Annotated in this window: 14 protein-coding genes, 2 tRNA genes and 1 pseudogene; 13 read left to right on the top strand and 4 right to left on the bottom strand. The window is 41.3% G+C overall.

Annotated elements, in window-relative coordinates; all coding sequences use genetic code 11:
- Positions 1-18 precede the first annotated feature (18 nt).
- The 4 genes from AACW06_RS12510 to AACW06_RS12495 all read left to right on the top strand — a co-directional run bounded on the left by AACW06_RS12510 (position 19) and on the right by AACW06_RS12495 (position 9,519).
- Positions 19-993 carry a chemotaxis protein gene (locus AACW06_RS12510; protein ID WP_192075302.1) on the top strand — a complete coding sequence of 325 codons (975 nt, stop codon included), beginning with the start codon at positions 19-21 and terminating at the stop codon, positions 991-993.
- A 185-nt stretch (positions 994-1,178) separates the two neighbouring features.
- A complete protein-coding gene (locus AACW06_RS12505; protein WP_192075301.1) occupies positions 1,179-1,970 on the top strand; it encodes a hypothetical protein in 792 nt (263 codons plus the stop codon).
- 376 nt (positions 1,971-2,346) lie between these two features.
- Positions 2,347-8,388, top strand: a complete 6,042-nt coding sequence (gene pulA, locus AACW06_RS12500; protein WP_192075300.1) for a pullulanase-type alpha-1,6-glucosidase — start codon at positions 2,347-2,349, stop codon at positions 8,386-8,388.
- A 456-nt stretch (positions 8,389-8,844) separates the two neighbouring features.
- A complete protein-coding gene (locus tag AACW06_RS12495; RefSeq protein ID WP_192075299.1) occupies positions 8,845-9,519 on the top strand; it encodes a DUF2726 domain-containing protein in 675 nt (224 codons plus the stop codon).
- Here AACW06_RS12495 and AACW06_RS12490 read toward each other — a convergent pair.
- Positions 9,507-10,568: a GGDEF domain-containing protein gene (locus AACW06_RS12490; protein WP_192075298.1), complete on the bottom strand. Its 1,062-nt coding sequence runs from the start codon at positions 10,566-10,568 to the stop codon at positions 9,507-9,509. The genes AACW06_RS12495 and AACW06_RS12490 overlap by 13 nt on opposite strands.
- A gap of 270 nt (positions 10,569-10,838) precedes the next feature.
- On the opposite strand from AACW06_RS12490, the gene AACW06_RS12485 reads away from it, so the two are divergent.
- From AACW06_RS12485 to istB, 4 genes are all read left to right on the top strand, one after another.
- A tRNA-Val gene (locus tag AACW06_RS12485) sits at positions 10,839-10,915 on the top strand.
- Positions 10,916-10,951: 36 nt separating this feature from the next.
- Positions 10,952-11,028, top strand: a tRNA-Val gene (locus AACW06_RS12480).
- 405 nt (positions 11,029-11,433) lie between these two features.
- On the top strand, positions 11,434-12,948 hold the full coding sequence (gene istA, locus AACW06_RS12475) for an IS21 family transposase (protein WP_192075297.1): 1,515 nt from the start codon (positions 11,434-11,436) through the stop codon (positions 12,946-12,948).
- Positions 12,938-13,693 carry an IS21-like element helper ATPase IstB gene (gene istB / locus AACW06_RS12470; protein ID WP_020433937.1) on the top strand — a complete coding sequence of 252 codons (756 nt, stop codon included), beginning with the start codon at positions 12,938-12,940 and terminating at the stop codon, positions 13,691-13,693. Before istA ends, istB begins: the two co-directional genes overlap by 11 nt.
- 95 nt (positions 13,694-13,788) lie before the next feature.
- Here the strand turns inward: istB and AACW06_RS12465 are convergent, their stop codons facing one another.
- Positions 13,789-14,916, bottom strand: a complete 1,128-nt coding sequence (locus AACW06_RS12465; RefSeq protein ID WP_192075296.1) for an ROK family protein — start codon at positions 14,914-14,916, stop codon at positions 13,789-13,791.
- A 245-nt stretch (positions 14,917-15,161) separates the two neighbouring features.
- Positions 15,162-15,362: a hypothetical protein gene (locus tag AACW06_RS12460; protein WP_192075295.1), complete on the bottom strand. Its 201-nt coding sequence runs from the start codon at positions 15,360-15,362 to the stop codon at positions 15,162-15,164.
- Between the two features lie 606 nt (positions 15,363-15,968).
- On the opposite strand from AACW06_RS12460, the gene AACW06_RS12455 reads away from it, so the two are divergent.
- The 5 genes from AACW06_RS12455 to AACW06_RS12435 all read left to right on the top strand — a co-directional run bounded on the left by AACW06_RS12455 (position 15,969) and on the right by AACW06_RS12435 (position 20,640).
- The gene (locus AACW06_RS12455) at positions 15,969-17,045 is read left to right on the top strand and encodes an ABC transporter ATP-binding protein (RefSeq protein ID WP_192075294.1); all 1,077 of its coding nucleotides are present in this window, start codon (positions 15,969-15,971) and stop codon (positions 17,043-17,045) included.
- Between the two features lie 2 nt (positions 17,046-17,047).
- Positions 17,048-17,905, top strand: coding sequence for an ABC transporter permease (locus AACW06_RS12450; RefSeq protein ID WP_192075293.1), 858 nt, complete (start codon positions 17,048-17,050; stop codon positions 17,903-17,905).
- A gap of 10 nt (positions 17,906-17,915) precedes the next feature.
- Complete coding sequence (locus AACW06_RS12445) at positions 17,916-18,761, top strand: ABC transporter permease (RefSeq protein WP_192075292.1); 846 nt, start codon at positions 17,916-17,918, stop codon at positions 18,759-18,761.
- 12 nt (positions 18,762-18,773) lie between these two features.
- Entirely contained in the window at positions 18,774-19,871 is a 1,098-nt protein-coding gene (locus AACW06_RS12440; protein ID WP_192075291.1) for an ABC transporter substrate-binding protein, read from the top strand.
- Positions 19,872-19,959: 88 nt separating this feature from the next.
- A complete protein-coding gene (locus AACW06_RS12435) occupies positions 19,960-20,640 on the top strand; it encodes a DUF1868 domain-containing protein (protein ID WP_192075290.1) in 681 nt (226 codons plus the stop codon).
- 278 nt (positions 20,641-20,918) lie between these two features.
- Here AACW06_RS12435 and AACW06_RS12430 read toward each other — a convergent pair.
- A pseudogene (locus tag AACW06_RS12430) lies at positions 20,919-21,089 on the bottom strand (ISAs1 family transposase); the annotation flags it as partial.

Raw genomic sequence — 21,089 nt, 5'->3', positions numbered from 1 at the left:
TTAAGATTAGTGACCAGTATGAGTAACCCAAGTAGTACAATTTTAACTGAAAGTGGTACCAACGAACTTGAAATCATTGAGTTTCATTTAGAAAAGGTACTGCCAGATGGACGCACGAAAACCTGTTATTACGGTATTAACGTTGCGAAAGTAAGGGAAGTGATACAAGTTCCTGACACAACAGATTACCCAAATGCACAACCCCACATGATAGGTGTATTTTCTTCACGTGATGTTCTCACACCGTTGGTAGATCTTGCGGGGTGGTTGGGTGTACCGACGAGTCAAACATTAGAACGAAAATTTGTTATCGTGACGGATTTTAACCGTATGACTAATGGCTTTTTAATTGACAGTATTAGCCGTATTCATCGTATTTCTTGGAATGATGTTGAATCACCGAGCCAATTTCTTGAAGCTGGTGAACAAGACTGTGTAGTGGCCGTGGTACGTAAAGACGGTAACCTGATCATGATCTTGGATTTTGAGAAAATTATTGCCGATATCAACCCTGAATTGAGTATGGAAAAATACGACGTCAAGGTGGATCGTTCTGTTGATTTGAATCAAAAAATGGTCAATAAACGTAATGCTAAAACCGTTATGGTTGTTGATGATTCAGCGTTTATTCGTAGTTTAATCCAAGATACGTTGAGTTCAGCGGGTTATAACATTATCGCCTGTAAAGATGGTGGTGAAGCTTACGAAAAATTAATGGACATTGAACGTGTTGCTAAAGCCGAAAACATGGCGGTTTCAGAATTGATTGACGCGATCGTTACTGATGTAGAGATGCCACGCATGGACGGTATGCATTTACTTAAACGTCTACGTGAGAATGATGCGTATCGTGATACCCCAATTGTCATGTTCTCATCATTGATGAGTGAGGATAACCGAGCTAAGGCACTGACTTTAGGCGCGAATGACACCATTACCAAACCAGAAATTGGTAAAATGGTGACGATGATGGATAAATATATCTTCGAGTAATTGCTCGTTATCTCAGCTTTTATGGGCCTCTGTTTGAGGCCTATTGCTGCAATGCTCCACTTTTATTGCAAAATTGTGCTCAAATCTATTAAGTGCTTGAAAAAGTATTTTATCCCTCGCTAAACAAACCATATTTCCCCATAAGCGAGCTATAGTTGAAATAGTTAACGGCTTTGGATGGCATTATGAAATGGGTTTCTCTTTTATTGGTTTGTTTTAGTACTCAAGTGTTTGCACATGAGCGTGTCCTAACCTTACGTCTACCTACGCTGCAAGATAATGGTCACGCTTATTATCACGAATTGCTTATTGAAGCACTTAAAGCGGATGGTATTAATGCCAATGTTGTGGCAACGGAGAAGAGTATTCCGCAAAAGCGTATTACTAAAATGGTTGAAAATAATCAGTTGTCCGTAATGTGGTTACTTCAAACCAAAGATCGCGACGCGCAGTATCCATCAGTCAACGTACCTCTGACCAATGGGCTTATTGGGCAAAGAATATTGTTAATTCCGCCACAGCTACAAAGCACCTTTGAACAGATCCACACTTTGAATGATTTACAGCGTTCAGGTTTAACGGCAGGGCTCGGTATTAGTTGGTACGATGTCGACGTATGGCGAGCAAATAACCTTCACGTTTATGAACAAGACGGAGAGTGGCGGGGGCTATACCGGAAATTATCGGTAGAAGGTCCTATCCATTATTTTCCGAGAGGAATGAATGAGATCTCCTATGAGGCGGAATCTTACCCTTACCTTGCTATCGAGCAACGTTTGATATTGCAATATCAAAGAGACTTTATTTTTTACCTTAGTCAAGATACGAAACCCTACAAACCGATCATAGAGCGCGCTTTGATTAAGGCAAGAAGCAGCGGGTTAATGAATAAGCTAATTGATAAACATTGGCGTCATAGCCTAGATGCTCTTCATCCTGAAAATAGGACGATTATTCCCTTGCGATTGCCTGAATAAATTTACCCCTTTCTTAACTAAACAGGCTAAGTGGTTGATGGGACTAAGATCAAACTCTATTACATTGGTTGAAATGTAATAATCTTTCATCTTCACTTGATCCTCATTCTACGGTTTGTATTTCAGATCACGTTTTTCCCAAAATTCCGATGTTTACCTTTCATCTCATTTGTCCTGATTGTGATTGAACTCTGTGTTTTGACTCTCATCCTTTAGCTCTACGCCCTAAACATAGCGAAGCAAGGGTGAGGTAATGAGTGGTGTCGTAATTATAACGTTAACTTAGGTAAGTGTAGTCATACATCTACTGACTCAATGGTTTTCTGCCAGTAGTGAGAGCAGGACTAGCAATAACGTTAAAACACGGATTTCAACAATGAAAACAAACCTAACAAGAATGACTTTAGCGTTTGCTTCAATTGGTATGCTAGCGGGTTGTAATGACTCGCTTGAAGTTCAAGTCATGGATGGGTATTTAACTAATGCTCATGTTTGGCTAGATGTAAATAGCAATCACCAATTTGATCAAGGCGAACCGCAGGCTTATACCGACGACAATGGTATCGCGAAAATTAATGTCAAAGGTCTGCACGGTGATATAAAAAATCATTACCTGATGGTATCGGTCACTAAAGGGGAAAGCGTTGATCAGGACATACCAGCGGTGAAAACGGCGCGTAGTTATGTCATGACGGCTCCTGCCAATTACCCCGTTATTAACCCTTTTACGACCTACCTTAGCGTGCAGATGCAGCGTGGCAAGAAAGAGAAAAAAGCACTCGCAGAACTGAAAAAAGCGTTGCGCATCCCGACACTGGATATAAAAGCAGATTACGTCGATAACAACATTGTTGTTGCTCAGTTGGCGAAAGCGCTGGCTCAATTATTACCTTCTACTATCGAGCAATCCACACTGCCTGAACTTTCTAGTACGTTAAAGAAAGCCAGTCAGTTATTTGGTAATGAGATCAAAAAGGCCAAACGAGATAAAACGGATATTCGTGATAAAACGTTGATGCTTGAAAATGGTGAGCCAGTCATTGGTTTCGACAATGATAGAGATGGCGTCGCAGATTTAGTCGATTTATTTCCCCATGATATTCAAGAGAGTATTGATTCCGATCATGATGGTATTGGTGATCACGCCGATAGGGATGATGACAATGATGGTTGGTCAGATGAAACCGAATGGCGATTAGGTTCCGACCCTTATAACGCTTCTAGCCACCCTGTTGATAGCGATGGTGATGGTATAGCAGATGTCGAAGATGATGACCGTGACGGTGATGGTTGGAGTAACGCCGATGAAGAGCTTTTAGGCACAAGTGCTGATGATGAAAACGATCAACCGGCAGACCTTGATAATGATGGCATTACTGATAGTGAAGATGACGATATTGATGGCGATGGCGTCAACAACCAACACGATGTGTTCCCGCGAGATCGCCTAGAAAGCCTTGATACTAATAATGATGGGTTAGGGGATTTTGCTTCTAGCGATGACGATGGTGATGGTATCCCCGATAGTATTGACCCACAGCCGAAACAGGCAGATAACTCGACAACTGAGCCAACGCCACGTTATCAAGAAGCGATTATTTATTACCTCCGTGATGACAATAATTATGACGGTTGGGGGCTACATCTGTGGAATAACGGTAGTTGTGACTCAGTCTCTGAGTCTTCCCTCAATGGCGTAGATTGGGGTAACCCTTATCTAGCCTCTGAAATTGATCCAACTTACGGTGCGATGTATCGTATTCCACTAAAAGCAGAACACGGCAACTGCATGAATTTTATTGTTCACAGTGGTAACGATAAAGCGCTAGGCAGCGATGATCTTATCCTTGATTTTGTAAAGGGTAATACGCTTTATACACGTCATGGTAGTACGGCGCTGAACTATTCTCCGAATGAGCAAGTTAATGTCAGCATCGAAGGCGCTGCAGCACATTGGCTGTCTGTGAATCAACTAGCGTGGTTTGATCACAGCAAAGCGGCCAGTTATGAGCTCTGGAGCCGTGCACAAGGCAATGGCGATATTGCTCATCCTGAGCAATTTACCCATTATCCATTAGCGCTGTCAGGGGTGACAAACAATGCTCACTTCCCACACTTAACTGGTCGAACAGCATTTACGCTGGATGTGAACGACGAACAAGCTAAAGCATTGTTGAAAACACAAATGATTGCAGTCGCTCGAGATACTGAAGGTAAAGTGCTTGTTGCAACAAAAGTGCAGATCCCCGGTGTCGTTGATAATCTTTATACGGCGGGTAGTCATGATGCGGATGAAGCGAAACTTGGTGCTTGGATAGATGGTAATAGTGCGCACTTTGCATTGTGGGCTCCAACCGCACAGCAGGTAGAGCTTTATCTTTATGAGCAAGATAAAACTCTTCGTAGTCGCTCTCCGCAGCCGATGGTCGAAGATCCGACCACGGGTATTTGGCACTACCAAGGTGATAGCGCACTTAAAAACAGTTTTTATCGCTATCGCGTACAAGCTTATCATCCGAAAACGGCGCAACTTGAATGGATGACTATTACCGACCCGTATTCGCAATCACTCAGCACATCTAGTCTCTATTCGCAATTAGTTGACTTAACTGCGGCTGAATCAAAACCGGATGGTTGGGATAACCAAGCCATCCCTAAACTGAGCCATCCTGAAGATAACATTCTTTATGAATTGCACATTCGCGATTTTAGTAACAGTGATAATCAAGGAACAGCGGCATACAATGGCAAATACCTCGCCTTTTTGGAAGAGGAGCGAGACAGCGTTGCACAACTAAAAAGTTTAAAACAAGCCGGTTTAACCACTATTCACCTGTTGCCGAGTTACGATTTAGCCTCTATTCCAGAAGAGGTGGAAAAACGGGTTGATCTTAATGACACGGTAGCAAAATTGTGTGGCATTAATCCGCAAGCCTCATTGTGTTCTGATGGCACGTCAATGAACGCGACCATTCTTTCGCTGTTGGAAAATACCGATCCGAATACGCCACAAGCGCAAGCTTTACTGGCGGATGTACGGCCTTTAGATAGCTTCAACTGGGGCTATGATCCCTTCCATTACAGTGCACCTGAAGGAAGTTATGCAGTGCAAAGTGATGGTGTGTCACGGGTGAAAGAGTACCGCCAAATGGTGCAAAAACTGCATCAACTTGGATTTAGAGTGGTGCAAGATGTGGTCTACAACCATACCTATTCGTCAGGCTTGTATGATAAATCCGTGTTGGATAAAGCGGTTCCCGGTTATTACCACCGTTTGAATCCAATTACTGGTGCGGTTGAAAACTCAAGTTGCTGTGATAATACTGCTTCAGAAAACCGTATGTTTGAGAAGTTAGTTGCCGATAGCGTAATGATGTGGGCGCAAGACTACAAAATTGACGGTTTCCGCTTTGATCTGATGGGCCACTTGATGAAGTCCAGTATGCTGGCCATCTATGACGCGGCGAAGTCGGTTGATCCTGACACTTGGTTCTATGGTGAGGGTTGGAACTTTGGTGAAGTTGCTAATGGCGCAAGAGGCGAAAATGCGACGCAGTGGCCAATGGCTGGAACGGGTATTGGTACTTATAACGATCGATTGCGCGATGGTGTACGTGGTGGTGGTCCTTTTGACAGCGGAGATGCACTATTAACTACCCCGGGTTTTGCTAACGCTGGCGATCGCTTTAATGATGAATTGAAATCTAAAATGGATTTAATTCGTTATGGTATGGCAGGAAACTTACAAACCTATCCTTTGCAAACAGCGAGTGGCATGACGGTACTTGGCCGAGATTTCCAATACGGTGGCCAAGGCGCAGCCTATACGCTCGACCCGCAAGAGTCGATCAACTATGTCTCCAAGCACGATAATCAAACATTGTGGGATTTTAACCAGTATAAAGCGAAACCGGAAACTAGTTCGGCTGACAGAGCGCGAATGCAAATCATCGGTCTTGCTCCGGTGATGCTAGGGCAAGGCGTACCTTTCTTCCACATGGGCTCTGAGTTACTTCGTTCAAAATCGATGGCGCGTGATAGCTACGATAGTGGTGATTGGTACAATCGCGTTGATTTTAGCAAGCAGAGCAATAACTGGAATGTGGGATTGCCTAGGGCTGATAAAGATCAAGCCAACTGGAGCGCAATTCAAAGTGTGATTGCCAACCCTAACACGGTGGCATCACCACAAGATATTGCGTGGACAGATAACGCGTTCAAAGCATTACTCTCGATTCGTGCGCAAACACCGCTGCTTAAACTGATTTCAGAGCAAGAGGTATTGAACCGCGTGCGCTTCCATAATACGGGGCCAAATGCTCAGCCTGGCATGATAGTGATGTCGGTTAATGATGGTATTTCAGCTGGTGTGGATCTGGATCCAAACGTAGAGGCGATAGTGGTTGCGATCAACGCGAATACCGCAGAGCAAAGTGTTGTGATCCCGAATGCGCAGCGCTTTGAACTTCACCCGAGCTTTATAACTTCGCAGGATGCACGAGTCAAAGAGAGTCGCTTTGATAATGGTCGTTTTACTGTTCCAGCTTTAACCGCGGCCGTTTTTGTTATGCCACAACAAGGCGAACAAGGAGCCGGGCTGAGCGTCGAAACTCCACCCGTTGACGTTGCACCTTACGGCACAACATCAGTGTATGTTCGCGGTTCGATGAATGGTTGGGGGCTCACTAATCCATTAACTTATCAGCAAAATGGTCTCTACGCATTTGAAGGCTATTTAACGCCTGGCGTATACGAATTTAAAATTGCCTCTGAAGATTGGAGCACTTTAAATCTCGGTTTTGGTGGATTTAGCAGCGCAAATGGTTCGGCAATGCTGGAAGATGCGGGCAACGGCAATATCAAGTTGACTGTGACTGAGCAAGGCGTTTGGAAATTTACGCTGGATGCATCAAATGCGTCACAATTGGTGGTTGAGGTGTCAGATACCGGTATTGATTATGCCTGTTATCAAGATACTAACCCTGCGTGTGATTTACGCATTTATCAAGTGATGGTGGAATCGTTTGTTGATGGAGACTCAAACGCTGATTATGGCGTGGGTTATGGAAATTCCCACCACCGTGGAGATTTACAAGGCATCATTAATAGTTTGGATTACATTGCGAGCCTCAATGTCAATGCATTATGGTTAACCCCAGTCTTTGACTCCTGTGCAGGCCAAAATGGGGATGATAAGCTTGATGCAACTGGTTATTTTGCTTGTGACTACTTTAATGTCGATCCAAATTTTGGCAGCAATGCCAAACTCAAAGAACTCATCGACAAAGCGCATCAAAAAGGGTTGTACGTATTATTAGATGGTGTATTTGGTCACACTAGCGCTGTCGGTGTTAAAGCGTCACCAAGCGGGAAATTACCGCAACTTCACAGCGGCGAAAGCGGTTATCCGGGGCTGTTAGTGACTTATCCAAACCAAGCGAGTGAAGCTTTCTTTAGTGAAGTTGCCACCTATTGGATTCGTGAATTTGGTGTTGATGGTTGGCGTTTAGATCAAGCTTATCAAGTTCCGCTTGATACGTGGCGAACCCTGCGTGCGGCAGTTGAACAAGCCTCGAGAGATAACTTCAATGCAGGTAAATCATGGGGCACTCTCGGCTATATGGTTGGTGAAGTGTGGCAAGGTGCGAATGATATTACCCAAACGGTTTATGGTAGTGATGCTAATCCAGCGCTCTCTTCTGCATTTAACTTCCCATTACGCTATGGTTTAGTGCAAGCATTAGCAGTGGAAGAATCTGGATCAAGCGGTAGCGCTAGAAGCCTAGAGGCAAGCTGGAATAGCCGAGCGAAATCCCCTTACCATGCGATGCCAAATTTAATGCTGGGTAACCATGACTTGGTGCGCTTTGGTGACCTTATTCAACGAGGTAATCTGGGAGACTATTACGCTCGTCACCAAGCCGCGTTCAGTTTCCTTGCTGCTTATTCTGGCCCTATCACGCTTTATTATGGAGAAGAAATAGGTGATGAAATAGAAAAATTCGCGGCAAAAGTAACTCAAGATTGTGCAGTTTTAGGTTTGTGTGATGACCACGTTGCTCGCTCTAGCGGTAAAGTTGATGCGGTTTTATTTTCACCACAGCAACAAGCACTGAAGAGCAGTGTCAGTAAATTGATGTTATTACGCAGTCAGTATCCTTCTTTAGCCAAAGGTGAACGACGCAATGTGTGGATTGATGACACTCTGTATGCTGATCTTAAAGTGCATGGAGATGAGCAGATCCTTAATGTACTCAATACCAGTACGGAAGAGCGAACCTTGAACCTTGATATGGGGTTGATCAAATCGACAACTCAATTGATTGATTTAATGAGTGAAGAAGTAATTGGTACGCAATTTGGCACAACGACAATAAGCGTTCCTGCATTAACTGGGCGTCTGTTATTGATCGATTGATCTTCATGCTATAGCCAAACTACTTGGAGTTGCAGGTAGGCGGTAAGTGAGTGAATCACCATGAGCATAGACATGCTATGTGATTGGGGTGAAAGAACGTAACCAACATCGCTGCGGCTTCAAGTAGAACATGTATAATTAAAAGCTCGCTTCGGCGAGCTTTTTCTATTTGAATATGACATCAGTTGCGTCTACTCTCGCCTTGACGAAGCTTACCCTGTGGATTACGTCACCCTCTTCGACAAATCTATAGCAATAAACTAGCCAATTGGTAGAACTTCGTTTATTAATTAATGAGTTATACCCAAACAACTTGAAGTTGCAGGTAGGTGGCAAGTGAGTTCATCCCCATGAGCATAGATAAACTATGTGATTTGGGTGAGCGAATGTAGCCAACACCGCTACAGCTTCAAGTATGAAGGGTATGTAAAATCACATCAGGATAGCTTTTATCGTATGACCAATATTTTTATCATTGTGGCACTGCTCGTCATTTTTTTCATATTCATTCAAAAATATGTAATTAAACATGATGATACAAAAGACTACAGCTACAAGAGAAAAAGCGTGTTATTGAATGCTTCTGAAAGCACGTTTTACAACGCGTTAAAATCAGCCGTAGGTGATCATGCTGTTGTATTGGCCAAAGTCTGTATGTCGAATGTGGTCTCACCTAGTACAAAACTTAATAAAAAACAGTGGTTCATTGCCAATGGCCGTATTGCCAAAAGCTACTTCGATTTCGTTGTCTGTGACCCGAGAACATTTGAACCTAGAGTGATCATTGAACTTGATAATGGCAAAGAGCTATATAAAGGCAAAGTTGAAAGAGAAAAGTTGCTTATACATGTGTGCAAGTCAGCGAGCATTCCTTTAATTGGCGCCAATATTAAATATAGCTACCAAGTCAGTAAGCTACGAAGGTTATTAGCCGCCCATATCGATTTGATCGAAACCGACAAAGAAGTGCGATTTTGTAAGAAGTGTGGTAGCCCAATGATCATTAAAATTGCCAGTCAGGGTGACTTTAAAGGCCGTCGCTTCTTTACTTGTAGCCGACAACCTCATTGTACTTATACCGAAAATTATAATGTGGTGTATGAATTTGATGATGACAATCAAGAGTTTTGACGGGCAAGCTCTGAGGATTCTTGGAGATGTTCATCCGTCTGACATATTCTAACCTGATTTCGGCCATTTTTCTTTGCTCGATAAAGCTCAACGTCTGCTAATTTCAGCAAAGCCTCCAGCTTATCACCATCTCTATATTTACAAATACCGACACTTAAAGTAAGTCCGATACGTTTATCACCATATGAATAGAGGTGTTGGTTGATACATTGACGAAGCTTTTCTCCAATGTGCTCAGCTTGCTCGATATCGTGGTCAAACAAGGTTACACAAAACTCTTCGCCTCCAATACGATAGAGGTTGTCATCTCCAACAACGTTGGACATTAAATGCACAGACTCGATAAGCACTTTATCACCGGCATCATGACCATAGGTATCATTCACTTGTTTGAAGTAATCAAGATCTATCACTAACAGACATAGTGATGTGTCACTTTTATATTGTTCAAAGTGAGCATAAGTATGAATAAGCGCTAATCGATTATGAGCACCCGTTAATGTGTCTCTTGATGCCAAGTACCTTAATGAGTTTTCGGTGTCTTTTCTGTTGGATTCCAAAATGTGCGCGACAGTCCATATCACACAGTAGCAAAAAGTCAGATTAACCATCATCGGTATAGTGTTGTACACATCGTTTGATGACGATCGATAATAAACGTTGATCAACTGTATAGTTAGAGTAACACCTGCCGCAATTCTTCCATGCTTAACCCCCATTAATAGATAAAGCAGAATAGGGAAGAAGCTTGTCCAAAAAAATAGACCATTGGCAAGCGGTTGTATGAAAGTACCGACACCTATAATGAGAATAAGAAAGTAAACATATAAGTAGATATGGATAAGCGAGTGAGAACTTTGTTTTGCCTTCATATAGACATAGGTGGAGTAGCACATGAATATGAACTCCAATGCAGCTAACTCATAACTATGAGTATAAAAAATATTAAAAATAGTGAAGAACAGTGCGACAGTAGTGAGCAGTAAACTTAAAGCACAGAGAACGGAAGCTCGTAAGTGATGAGTCTGATTGAAAAGCCTTGCATCCATGCGCGTTTCACCATATTGCATAGTTATAATAGTGATAGCCATAGTACGAGATAATTAAATCGAATCAATAGTTGGTTTCACATAACTTATAAATCAGGTATCGTAAACTGTGCCACGCTTTTACTTGATTAGATGTTTTATTAAAAAATCGCCAGAAAGAACGAAAAACAACCAAGCTGGCGATAGATACGCCAACTGGCTCAAAAATAAAGAAAATAGACTTGCACCATAGAAAAACAGCCGTTAATATCCACCTCGTTCACAAGATATGCGTCCGTAGCTCAGCTGGTTAGAGTATCGCCTTGACATGGCGGGGGTCGGTGGTTCGAGTCCACTCGGACGCACCATTTTGATGCATCATCGATGCATGAGAACAAAAATTTGGGTCTATAGCTCAGTTGGTTAGAGTACTACCTTGACATGGTAGGGGTCGGCGATTCGAGTTCGCCTAGACCCACCAAGTTTTATTCAGAGCCCGCTTTTTAGCGGGCTTTGTTGTTTCTAGGGTTTACCTAGCTTCCACCAAGTCTCCCTATTTCAATTTTGCATATTTATGCGTCAAATATTCACTGAACTATACCTAATTAGGCACAGATGGTCACAATTGTGACCATCTGGTGACCATGCTTTGTGGGATTCAGTTACAGATTTCAGTTTTATTTAGCGACATTACGTATAGCTTATAGGTTCCCAATTTTGTGTCAAAACCAGGCTAGCTTCTTTAACTTCTATCTATCCTAAATCAACAGTACAAGAAGTGTTAGATTGCATCCAAAACTGATCCACTTCACCCCCTGATTTGCACCGAAAACTGATCCACATAATCTAACCTAATTCCTGCTAAGTCTGCGCAGGAGAATGTGGAGTGATTGACGTGTCCTTATTAAGTGTTATTCGTCGCTGGCATTTCCGCGAAGGAATGTCGCAAAGGGAAATAGCCAGACGCACTGGATTGTCCAGAAATACCGTTAAACGTTATTTAAAAGATCAAACCATTGTAGCTGTTTATCCAAAGCGACATTCATTGAAAAAACTCGATGAGTTTGAAGAACTACTGACTTCTTGGCTCAAACGAGAAATGAAGCAACCGAGAAAGCAGAGAAAAACGGTCAAAAACCTTTTTCAAGACCTCATTCCTCTAGGCTATAGCGGCTCGTATGACAGAGTCGCTTCATTCGCACGCAAATGGCGGGAAGAACAAAAACTCGACGCCACAAAGCGCACATATATGCCGCTAGAGTTTGCCCCTGGTGAAGCCTTTCAGTTTGATTGGGGAGAAAATTGGGCCTATATCAATGGTCACAAAACAAAGCTACAAGTTGCTCACTTTAAACTCAGTCATAGCCGTGCCTTCCTGCTTCGCGCCTATTATTCTCAGAGTCACGAAATGTTGTTTGATGCTCATAACCACGCCTTCCGCGTGTTCCAAGGCGTTCCTGAGCGGGGTATCTACGACAACATGAAAACCGCGGTTGATGCAGTGAAAAAAGGCAAAGAACGAGTGGTGAATCGTCGTTTTTTAACAATGGTCAGTCACTACTTGTTTGAAGCCGACTTCTGTAACCCAGCCGCAGGTTGGGAAAAAGGGCAAATCGAGAAGAACGTGCGCGATGTACGTTCCATTATCTGGCAACGTGCTCCTCGGGTGAAAACGTTAGAAGAGCTTAATGAGTGGCTTGAAGCTCAGTGCTTGCTGGACTGGCAATCGCGAAAACACCCTCAATATCGTGATATGAGCATAGAGCAAATGTGGTTAAGTGAGCGCTCTTACTTAATGAAAGTCACCGCACCGTTTGATGGTTTTATCGAGCAAAGTAAACGAGTCTCTTCTACCTGTTTGGTGAACTTCGACAGAAATAAATACTCAGTGCCTGCAAGTTACGCAAACCGACGAGTCAGCCTGCATGCCTATCCAGATAACATCGTCTTGGTGGCAGAAGGCCTACCAATCGCTGAGCACCAAAGAGTATTTAATCCAAGGCATGAACCTCCACATATTGTTTATAACTGGCGACATTACCTGTTGGTTGCTCAGCGTAAGCCTGGCTCTATACGTAATGGGGCGCCGTTTCACTTACTTCCTGAGGGCTTTAAACACTTGCAGTCCATATTATTGCAACGTGAAGGTGGTGATAAGGAAATGGTCGAAGTCTTGTCACTAGTTCTTCACCACGACAAAAAGCTCGTAGAGCAAGCCATCGACATGGCACTTCAAGCAGGGACACCATCAAAGCAACACGTCATAAACTGTTTAAGCCGCTTACTCAATCCTTCACCAGTCGCACCAGTAACCGTCTCTCAAGGGTTAAGGCTGGTTACCGAACCAACCAGTGATGCGTCGCGATATGATGAATTAAGAGGTAAACGTCATGCACAATGAAGCGTTATTAAGTACATTAAAGACACTCAAACTTCACGGAATGGTTAGCAGTATCATTGAGCTTGCCTCTCAAAATGCTCCAGCTTACCAACAGGCTCAACCCATCCTTGAAACCTTGCTAAAAGCAGAAGTTGCAGATCGTGAAGTGCGCAGCATCGCTTATCAAATGAAGGCTGCAAAGTTCCCTGTTTACCGCGATTTATACGGTTTTGACTTTAGTGAGAGTGCGGTCGATGAGTATCTGATACGAGGTCTGCATCGCTGTGAGTTTATCAAAGACAGTCAAAATATCGTACTCGTTGGTGGGCCAGGCACAGGGAAAACTCACTTAGCGACGGCGTTAGGCGTACAAGCCATACAGCATCACCAAATGCGGGTTAGGTTCCTATCAACCATAGAAATCGTCAATGCGCTTGAACAGGAGAAACAAGCAGGTCATGTGGGTCGCCTTGCTAATCGATTAGTGAGCTGCGACTTAGTCATACTGGATGAACTAGGGTATGTCCCTTTTAGCCAAGCGGGGGGAACATTGCTGTTCCATTTACTCAGTAAACTCTACGAGCGCACCAGTATCGTCATTACCACCAATCTCAACTTCACGGAATGGTCGAAAGTATTTGGGGATGCAAAGATGACAACTGCATTACTGGATCGACTGACCCACCACTGTCACATCATTGAAACGGGTAACGACAGCTATCGATTTAAGGAATCAAAAAAGAAATCGAAGGAGAAAACCAAGTAGAAATTAACATTAAAAATGTAGTCTAAAATAAACTTACTTAGGTGGATCACTTTTTAATGCAAATAGTGGATCAGATTTAAGTGCAAATTAACATATCACAGTTCTAGCGTTTTAAAAACCGGAAGCATACAAGCACCATAAGTGTTGAGATGCTTGCCCACACGAGTGGGAGCAAGGAAGAATTGGGTGCAATCGTCATTAAAATCTAAGTTTTTCCATCTATTGTTTAATCCGATTCTCTCAATTAGTGCATTAGATAAAAACTCAGGGGCTGCACCACCAAGAATAATACAGTCAGGATCAAACCAAGCTCTGGTCAGCAGTATAACCGGTCTTAACTGGTCGGCTGCTTTGTTCAACCATGCATCAACAAGAGGATGCGCAATATCGGGTATTTCTGAAGTGTGAGTTATTGGTAGCCCATTATCATTAAGTTGTTGAACTAATTGACGTAAAGTCACCTTATTACTTCCATGCATTTCACTTAAATAAATACCGATCTCACCTGACTGACTATTACTGCCAGAAAATATTTGTCCATTAATTATGATGCCACCGCCGATACCATGATCGATTTCAATCATAATTAAGTTGTTAATATTCTTCCACTTACCAGATGAGTACTCTCCCACCGCCGCGGCGTTACAGTCATTTTCTACCCAAACTGGTAAGTTAAAATACTGACTGAATGTATCTGCAATCGAAATATCTCTCCATTGAGCTAGTTCTTTAACGGTGGCAACTTTTCCATCTTGCCTAACTGGTCCGGGAATTGAGACGCCCATCCCTAACATTCGAGCTTTAGATAGCTTATTTTTAGAAATTAACTCATCAATTACATGCTTTATTTCAGATAAAACATCATTAACAGCACTTTTTTCATTGTAGTTTAGTTGGAAAAAATCAATCATTTTCCCAACGAAATCGGTAATGCCTACATTTATGGTGTTCACATGAAACGATACTCCCATACTGAATGCAGCATATTCATTTAAAGTTAGTGGTTTCACAGGTTGGCCACGAGCAACTTTTACTTTGTCTCCCTCTTTAATGAAGTTCATTGATAGTAACTCTTTCGTAATACTAGTCACCGAACCACTCTTTAGCCCTGTTAACTCTGTTAAACGGCTACGAGGAATCGAATCATACTTACGTATAGTATTAATGATCTTTTTTTGTCCAGGTGTAAAATCAACCTGTATAGGTAATGCTGGGGGTATCATATAATTCTTCTTTAATATTCGATTCCAGCCTTTTCAGCCAGTCTTTTTTAGTATTGGATTATCATCATCACTGATCATATCAGTGAGTCCATCTTTCATCCAAGGTAATGATTTCACGATGCATATAATAACCATAATATCTATAATACCAATATGTTGTATCATATTCTTTATTCAGAAAAAATACGCACACTCATTCCAACCCATATATGAAATGAACGTAGTTTTATATTGGCTAAGGTCCACTACACAAACACTATTTGCACTTGAGCAGAAACCACGTCAACTTGCTGTAGATACAGCGCTACCGTGGCAATTTGATTTCTTAATGAAGGAACAAACTCTATAACACGGTTTACTTTGGTGTGAGATAAAGCAAGTAATGATAATACATCTATACACAGGGTTACCACGAACCAGTTTAAGCTCATAAACAAATATCTCATGTTATATTTCTCTGCTTCACTTTTAGTACACCTCCAACGTGATTATCAACAGCCTAATCTAATACACCTTTCAATAACGGTATGTTTTCACTCACGATAGCAGTCTCAAACCAAGAGTCATAATCGTATTGATTTAAAGCGTCAAAAGTCATTCATTCAACATAACCTAAACCATCTGGCGCTCGGTCGTCAGTAACAAACTCTTTGTCAATTGTCATTGCTACATCAAATTCGATTGTTGTTGCTCCATTAATTGTGGAACAAACATATCAGCCTTAGTGGTTTCGAGGCAATTTATAACATCCCCACGATATAAGTTTAACAAAATCCCGATCGTTGCACTGTTTAAAAATTAAACATGTTTATCTTCATCACAAAGGTTAATATCAATTACCGATAGTAGACAGATAAAAGTCTATGTCTAATTTTATGATATTGAAAATTGATTATGATCACATTCTTTGTTCGACATATATTTTATTTCTTATAAACCAGACTATTACATGGCAACGTGATGCGTGGTAGATTATTGATATAACTGTATTGAATTTATCATTTCTCATGTATATGGTATATACATCCTTTAGACATGGCAACTTAAACTTTATGAGCAAGATTAAAAGCAATATTCTAAAATTGGTATCAATTACAAAGAAATATGAAGATTTCTTTGCCTCTAATAATGTTAATTTTAGTGTTAGAAAAGGTGAATTTGTAACTCTGCTAGGCCCTAGTGGGTGTGGTAAAACGACACTACTTAAAATGATTGGAGGTTTCATTGAACCTACGTCCGGTCAAATCATTATTAATGATCAAGACGTAACTAAAGTGCCACCAGAAAAACGTGAAACAGCGATGTGTTTCCAGTCTTATGCATTATTTCCACATCTAAGCGTTTCTCATAACATTTGTTTCGGCTTAGTACAGCAAAAAGTACCTATGCATGAACAAGAAGAACGTCTCGAGCAGATCCTTCAGCAAGTTGGTTTAATTGAACACAAAGATAAACTACCGAATGAATTGTCTGGTGGTCAGCAACAGCGTGTCGCATTAGCTCGTGCCATGATCACACGTCCTGATATTATTTTGTTTGATGAACCACTTTCAAACCTTGATGCAAAAATGCGTGAAGGTGTGAGATTCGAAATCAAAGAACTACAACGAAAATACCAATTGACGTCTATTTACGTAACCCACGATCAAGCGGAAGCATTAGCATTAAGTGATCGAATAGTTGTGCTTAACAGTGGCAAGATTGAACAAATTGGAACACCTGAAGATATCTATTTTAGACCTAAAAACCGTTTTGTTGCCGACTTTATTGGTGCAGCAAATATTCATAAAGCGTTTGTATCCCCTAACGGTAACTCTGCCTATAACATTTCTTGTAACTTAGGTGATCTTGATGTGCAGTCAGATGAAAATCCTGAGTCAGACAATATCTATATCTCTTGGCGTCCTGAAGACGCGCAAGTGTGTGAAAAAGGAACACCAAATAGCTTTGAGCTTGTGGTTGATTCGGTCGCATTTCAGGGAGAAAAGGTGGATGTATTCGGTTGGGTAGGACCAAATCGCGATCAGAAAGTGCGCCTGCTATTAGATGGTCGTCAAACTATTGAGCTTAATACTGTTCTATACATTTTTGTTCCTAGTCACTGTATTCGCTTTCTAGAAAAGGTGTAACTATGAAACTAAAACCGTATTTTTTGATATTGCCCGGCGTCGGAACTATCGCACTTTTAATTGGAAGCGCTCTTTACGTTGTTATTGCTCAAAGTTTTGGTATGTATTCTATGCTGGGTACAGACACGGCTTTCACAACAGAGTATTGGCAGACTATGCTTAGTGACCCTATTTTGTGGCGCTCTGTTTCTTATTCACTCAGAACTTCTATTCTCGGTACTTTGGGCGCCGTAACCTTAGCTTACCCAATCGCCCTTTGGCTACAAAAGGAGATGCCGGGGAAAATGGCAATCATCGGTACTCTGCGTGCGCCAATGTTTGTCCCGGGTTTGGTGGCCGCGTTTTTGTTAATGAACGTTATCGCCTATCACGGGATTTTAAACGAAGGTTTGATAGGCTTAGGTATCATCGACAAGCCGATGCGCTTAGCCAATGACGACTTTGGTTGGAGCATTGTGATTCTACAAATATGGAAGAACTTACCATTTGCTCTAATCCTTATCTCTGGCTCAATCAACAGCATTCGTACAGATCTGCTTGATGCCGCATTGGATTTAGGCGCGACAAAATTTGCGCGATTTAAACAAGTTATCTTCCCGCTGACTATACCAGCGCTCCAAGCCTCTTCGATTCTTATTTTTATCGGTGCACTAGGTGACTTCTCATTTGCTTCTGTAGCGGGTTCAAGAAGTGCCTACTCACTTTCTATGCTAATGAATATTACAGCCACACAATACTATGAGTGGGAAAACTCAGCGGTGGTTGCAATGGTAATCATGCTTATTGCAGGTCTATCAGCCGTTATTTTAACTTGGATGACTAAGCCACTGATTGCTAACCGTAAACCAATCATAAAATAAGGGAAAATTGATGTCCTATTTTAGAAACATGTCTAATACCAAACTGGTCGTGATTCTTTCTATCGCCTTTTTTGTGGTGGTGAATATCTTCTGGTTAGGTGTGCCATTCTCAATGACAATTATCTGGTCATTGGTGGACCCAAACCATCCATGGAGTTATCCAGATATGTTTCCTCAAGTACTATCATTTGGGCGATGGATAGAAGTGTGGGAAACGACTTCATTACCACAAGCTATGAAAAACAGCTATACGCTTGCTCCTGCCGTATCGGTATTGACTATTTTATTAGCGCTACCAACCGGTTACGCATTTGGTCGATTTGAATTTAGAGGCAAGAAAATTTGCGAAATGGTTTCACTACTGCCAATGGTTATGCCTTCAATGATTTTAGCCGTGTTTTTTAGCTCAATGCTACTCAAGCTTGGTATGACAAGCCCTTATCTAAACATTGTACTGGCACATACCATTTTAGCACTACCATATGCAATTCGAATTATGTCAGCTGGGTTTAAAGCAATTCCACAAGATCTGATCGATGCTTGTGCAGATATGGGGGCTGGTAAATGGGGAGTATTCAAACATGCTTTCTTGCCAATGCTAAAACCAAGCATTCTTGCTTCAACCATCTTCTGTTTAGTGATCAGTATTGAGGAGTTCAACATGGCATTCGTACTGGGCGCTCCAGATTTTATTACTGTACCTACGATCCTCTATTCATTCTTGGGTTATTCGTTCATTCGACCTGATGCGGCAGTCGTATCTCTAATTCTAGTCGTGCCGAATGTCCTACTTATGTTATTGATCGAAAAACTACTAAAAGGCAACTACCTTTCACAATCAACCGGAAAAGCATAAAGGATATATAAGATGAAAAAGTCGATTCTCGCTTTGATGTTGGTGGGCGTAGCAAGCTCATCGATGGCATATGATATTGAAAAAATGTCATGGTCTGAAATTAAACAACAAGCAAAACAGGAAGGAGAAGTTACTTTCTCTGTTTGGTACCTCCAACCTGCATGGCGTAAATTTGTTCAATCATTTGAACAAGAAACAGGAATTAAAGTTAAAATTCCTGAGGGTACCTATGACGGTAACATCAACAAACTTCGAGCAGAAGGGAGCCGCGATAAAGGTTCCATGGATGTCATTGCGCTAGGGGCAGTTAGCTACAATATGTTCAACTACAAACAACTTTTGTTGCCCTTAAACACACTACGTGATATTTCATCTCTAAAATCTGAAAGTGAAGGTATAAATACACATGGATATGGTGTGACGTTCTGGGGTAACCAAACGGGCCTTGCGTATGACTCAAATCGCATCAAGTTTGCTGAACTACCTCAAACTTTCGCAGAGTTAGAGAATTATATTGAAACCAACCCAATGCAATTTGGTGTAAACGATCCAAATGGTGGCGGTGCTGGTGCTCGATTCATCGAAGCTGTCATTGTAAACGAAAATGGCCGTCCAGAATCAGAGAAGGTAAACAATGAAGTCATTAAATCTTGGTCAAAGAGTTGGGACTGGTTTAAGAGTTATAAAGACCAAATTCTAATTACAGCATCTAACGCTGACAGCTTAACTCGTATAAATGATGGAGAAATACTTATTGCTCCAGCATGGGAAGATCATTTAGCAGGGCTTCAAGTTAAAGGTGCATTATCTAAAGATATTAAATTCTACATTCCTAAGTTTGGTATGTCAGGTGGTGCAAACCTAGCTGGTGTTGTTGCAAACTCCAAACGCAAAGCGGCGGCTTTTGTTTTCATTGATTGGTTAACATCTGCAAAAACACAGTCAATGCTAAACAAAGAATTCGGTACAGCGCCTCAGCACCCCGAAGCAAATGCTGATAATGCCCTTATTCCACAAGATATGCGCAAGTATTCAACACAACCATTTTACTCTGACTATCAAGCAGAAGCTAAAAAAGAATTCACGCGCAACGTACTCATGAGTAATTAATTACCCTAAGCCTCAGTACTCATCCTTAATACTGAGGTTTCATCTCTTTGCAAGCTCGATAGAGCAGTGTTCTATATTTGGTATATATATGAAATTTACAAAAAACGTAGGTATGAAATTTAATGAGGATGGTAGTTTTCGCGGTTTTCCTGGAAATACCTTTATCTGCCACTTAGAAGATAACTCTAAACATTTGGAGTTAACTATGTGGGCCCAAAACAAAATAAAAGCATTACCTTTCTCATATAAGTTTTCTTTCCTTCCTCGTGAAAGTATGCATATGACAGTCTTTGAAGGTGTATGTGAACAAGTACGTGAACAGGATAAATGGACAAACAAGTTAGGCTTGGATGCAAATCTTGATGAAACAACGAAATTATTTTTAAAACAATTAGAAAATATAAGTCAATTTGATGCATTCACTCTTAAGTTTGACAGAATGTATCACTATGTAGCAGGTGGTATTGCGCTGCGTTTAAATGTGACCGACGAATATTCTGAAAAGACGATCAAAAATTGTCGAAGTGAATTATCGAACATAACAGGGATTCGTATGAGTGATTTCGACAGCTATTTTTACCATATCTCTCTTGGGTATGAAATTGTCGAACTTAATGAAGATGAAAAAGCACAACTGTACAAAGTCTTTCAAGAAATCGAAGTAGAACTACTGGCACATTTCGGTGAATTAACCCACAAAAAGCTAGATTTTTGCCACTTTAGTAATATGTCAAAATTTGAACCAATTAAGACATTTAATCTGATTTGAAATATGTAAACAAGCATAACATAATTAGCATTGCATTAACAATAAAAATGAAATTAAGATTAGAGTTTGAAGGTAAGAAATTAGACCTAATAATTAGACTGAATAAAAATGACCTAATGGAATGCAACATATATTTTTGCATTCCTAAACAGGCATCAACTATAAATAATGAGTTTATTCATAAGGAGTTTAACAACAATATAACTTCACAATACTCATATCACATATCTAAAGTGAAAGCTCCTTTGTTATCAGGGCGGGAGCATACTTTGATGGATTTATAACCCAAAGAAGACTCTAGCCCGATAATCATCGTTCCATACCGCTTTTTTCAACTTCACTTTTTGGCTTGGCGCACCACAATCACATTGCTTGAGCATATTCATTACAAAGCGTCTGAACAGCGCTATGTTCTCGACGGCACCATCTAAAGTAATCCGAGAGTTATC

Source organism: Vibrio sp. S12_S33, from assembly GCF_963889785.1.
GTDB lineage: Bacteria > Pseudomonadota > Gammaproteobacteria > Enterobacterales > Vibrionaceae > Vibrio > Vibrio aestuarianus.
This window is presented reverse-complemented; position numbering and strand designations above follow the sequence as displayed.